This window comes from Fulvivirga aurantia, from assembly GCF_009711475.1.
Lineage (GTDB): Bacteria > Bacteroidota > Bacteroidia > Cytophagales > Cyclobacteriaceae > Fulvivirga > Fulvivirga aurantia.
Window position 1 is genome coordinate 1 of sequence record NZ_SMMD01000543.1, and the last position, 3,823, is coordinate 3,823.

General features: G+C 39.1%; 4 protein-coding genes. 1 reads left to right on the top strand and 3 read right to left on the bottom strand.

Annotated elements, in window-relative coordinates; genetic code table 11:
* Positions 1-1,040, top strand: a 1,040-nt coding sequence (locus tag E1176_RS04355; RefSeq protein ID WP_185152621.1) for a carboxypeptidase-like regulatory domain-containing protein, incomplete at its 5' end; no start/stop codon positions are given.
* A 5-nt stretch (positions 1,041-1,045) separates the two neighbouring features.
* Here the strand turns inward: E1176_RS04355 and rlmN are convergent.
* The 3 genes from rlmN to E1176_RS20515 all read right to left on the bottom strand — a co-directional run.
* Complete coding sequence (gene rlmN, locus E1176_RS04360) at positions 1,046-2,092, bottom strand: dual-specificity RNA methyltransferase RlmN (RefSeq protein WP_155209350.1); 1,047 nt, start codon at positions 2,090-2,092, stop codon at positions 1,046-1,048.
* 96 nt (positions 2,093-2,188) lie between these two features.
* Entirely contained in the window at positions 2,189-2,617 is a 429-nt protein-coding gene (locus E1176_RS04365) for a thioesterase family protein (RefSeq protein WP_155209351.1), read from the bottom strand.
* A partial coding sequence (locus E1176_RS20515; RefSeq protein ID WP_185152622.1) for a tetratricopeptide repeat protein occupies positions 2,617-3,823 on the bottom strand: 1,207 nt, incomplete at its 5' end. The genes E1176_RS20515 and E1176_RS04365, both read right to left, overlap by 1 nt.

Below are 3,823 nucleotides of genomic sequence, written 5' to 3' on the forward strand. Positions count from 1 at the left end.
TTTCAAATTCAAATAATAGCTATTCTCTCGATAAGATAAGAAGAGTAAGTGATACTGATTCTATTCAGAATACAGATTTTGGTTCTGAAGGATTCTATTTGGCGGAGTTAACAATTGAAAAAGAATTCAATGCTAACTCTTTGTTAGCTCAAATCAGATATTTTCAGCGGACTTTCAAAAGAATAAAAATAGTTGGTATCGGTGCTTCGGTGCCAAAGGAAAGCGAGAATTTGCTAAAAAAAGTGGAGCAAGACGCGTCCGTTGCTAATGACCAACTCAGCATAACTGGGCTCATTATCGATGCGTTTACTAACCAGCCCTTACAATATGCAAGTATAGGTATTGAAAACTCGCAAGTTGGCACTGTAAGTGAAGCAAATGGTAGTTTTACCTTAATTTTATCCAGTTCATATTTAAATGACACCTTGTCAATCTCATTTGTGGGGTACGAACAAGTAAGAATTCCTATACTAAAGTTGATTGGAGTAAACCAAAAAATAAAGCTAGTACAGTCTTCAATACATTTGGGGGAGGTAATAATACATGACGTAAGTCAGGTGAAAAAAATTCATCTCGGGTCAAAAATTCGAAAAACAAACAAATTCGGTTATGTGCAAGGTAAAGGAGCAGGTGCTCAAATCGCAAGGCTCATGAATGAAAGTGGAGATAGTCTTTATTTATTAAGTGCTTCAGTGTATGTGTGGAATAAATCAAAAGATGCAGTCAAGCTGATACTAAACATCTTGGATATAGATTCGCAAACTGGTTTGCCAGGTAGAACCCTCATCAATCAACCTGTTATAATAGAAGACAAGAATATTAACAAAGGTTGGTTAGACATTGAAATCTCTGAATACGGTATAATAATGGACCAGCCATTTTATCTCTCTATACAATGGGTAGATGATAAGACGAAAGATGTTTCAATCGGTCTTGGGGGTAATAATGATGTATTACTAAGAACTGCCAGCTTTAGCCCATGGATAAAGCCTGAAAATTTTAATTGGGCCATTAAAGTGGAGGCAAGTGTAATTAACTAATTACCTCAATTCTTATTCGCCAACTGCCCACAGGCCGCATCGATGTCTTTGCCTCGGCTGTGTCTCACATTCACTACGATGTCATTTTGCTCGAGCATCACCTTGTACATGGCAACAGCCTCGACAGATGCCTGCTGAAATTCGCCATCATCAATTGGGTTGTACTCTATAATGTTGACCTTAGAAGGGATGACCTTACAAAATTTCACTAATGCACGGGCATCTTTCTCTGTATCATTAATGCCTCTCCATACCACATACTCATAGGTAACCTTCCGCTGAGTTTTCTCATACCAATAGCGCAGCGAATCAGCCAGATCTTCCAGTGGACTCTTATCATTGATGGGCATAACGCGTGACCTTACCTCATCGATACCGGAGTGCAGTGAAACAGCGAGGTTAAACTTAACCTCATCGTCAGCGAGCTTTTTGATCATTTTGGGTATACCCACAGTTGAAAGCGTAATACGCTTAGGTGACATGCCTAATCCCTTCGGATTCGTGATCTTGTCAATGGCAGCTAAAACATTATTATAATTGAGTAATGGCTCACCCATACCCATAAAAACGATATTGGTAAGTGGTCGATCAAAGTAGAGCTCACTTTGATCTTTAATAGCGACAACCTGATCATAAATCTCGTCAGGGTTGAGGTTACGCATACGCTTAAGGCGTGCTGTCGCACAGAAGTTACAATCGAGGCTGCATCCCACCTGAGAAGAAACACAGGCAGTAATTCTCTTTTTTGCAGGTATAAGTACAGACTCTACTACCTTGTCGTCATATAATTTAATGGCATTTTTTATAGTGCCATCGCTACTGCGCTGCATCTGATCGACAGCGATCTGGTTGATTACAAAGTCTTTTTTGAGTTGCTTTCGGGTTTGTATAGAGATGTTGGTCATCTCATCAAAGTCCTTCACGGCCTTCTTCCAAAGCCATTCGTAAACCTGCTTAGCGCGGAAAGCTTTTTCGCCAATACTTAAAAAGTACTCCGTTACTTGTTCACGACTTAATCTCCGTATGTCTTTTTTCTGCTCCTCTGCGATCATTTTGCAAAGATACTATTTTTGACCGGAGAGATAAATCAATTACTGGTAAGTAAAAATTGATTTCAGAAATGGAAATTGGGTCTAATGGCTTACTAATTAGGTAACTGCATTTTTCAACACATCAGGCATGAGGGCTATTTTCCGGGTGTCATAATCCAGACAGATTATGCCTGTCTTTACTCTGGCTACTTCGTTGCCACTTTGTGCGTTGGTAATCTCATAGAACATGTCAAAGCCATATTTATTGATGTCATCGATACCAATTTTAATGGCTAGCTCGTCACCATAAAATGCTTCAGATTTATATACAACCGCTGCATCGGCTACTACAATGCCTATGTTATTTTCGATATGTACTTCATTATCAAATCCTAAATAGGTCAGATATTGCAAACGAGCCTCATGAGACAGGCTCAAAATGGTGTCATTGCCTACATGGTTGCCATAGTTTAAGTCAGAGACTCTGATCTTTATAGAAGTTGAAAATTTAAATGAATCAGGTAGATGTACTTTTATTCTTGACATTATTCCGGTCTACGTCTTATAGTGGTTAATCTGTTTATCCAGCAACCGACAGTATAACTATTGCCTTCGGCTAATGTTTTGCCAAAAATGTCGCTGATCGATGGAAATTGTGCTTTTGCGTTTGCCATTGCTGCTTCATCACCAGCTTTTTGATACATATCGTAAGCTATCCAAAATACCGAGCGATCAGCCACGATATCTTCAAGCTTTTTACACTTATCGAAACTGTTGTAATATAGGTCTCCAATGAGTTTGTAAGCTTTTTCATCACCCGGGTGAAGGGCTAAAGCTTCTTCTGCAATTTCACGTGCTTTGGGATAGTTGTCTTTCAATTGATGAATTTTGGCAACATCTACCATTACCTTGGCCTTTTTTTCTTTATCATTTGTGCTGGCTAGCGCCTGATCGTAATAACTCAACGCCTGATCATAGTTTTCTTTTTCTACTTCTTTGCTCGCAACCAGTCTAATTAAACCATAGTCAGGATTTTCTTTTATCAAGACTTTGGCAGCTTCCGCAAAGTAATCTTCTTTAGTACAGCCCTGTGAAAGTGACAGCATGATAATACGCTTGGCTATAGTTGCATCATCATTGAGATTGGGAGCAAGTTCTTTCTCGATAAATTCACAGTTAAAGTCATCGCCAAGTATTTTTACTAGAAGGTTGGTCGTCAGTCCTCTTACCTTATCGAGGTCGGAGCTACCATTATTGCTATCAATTGCCTCCATTACTTTATAATACCTTTTAAGCACTTCTTCGTTACTCAAATCATAGGCACTGTCATATTTACTCACCACATCCATGTAAGAGGCAAGATTAGAAATGCTCACGCTCACACCATTGAGCTCATAAGTGCGATCAAAAATTTTCATTAACTCTTCGTATTTCTCAGGACGGTTTCTATAAAATTTATAGGCAGCTGTGGCTTTTCTATCGATAATATTCTTCTCGTTATTGAAGTGCTTTATGCGTAAATCATATAGCGTGAGAATAGAATCTTGTATGACCTGTGCGGTTTGACTACTTGCTTTAGATTCTATCGCAGTATAGAGATTTATGCCATGCACATAGACAGACTCATGCAACTCAGGGGTGTTTGTCACCAGCCACTGCAAAGGGCTGCGAGCTCTCTGGTAATTTTTTGTTTTCACATTGTCACTCAGCAATGCATAATTAGATTGTGCGTCTGACGACAGTTGTTGATCT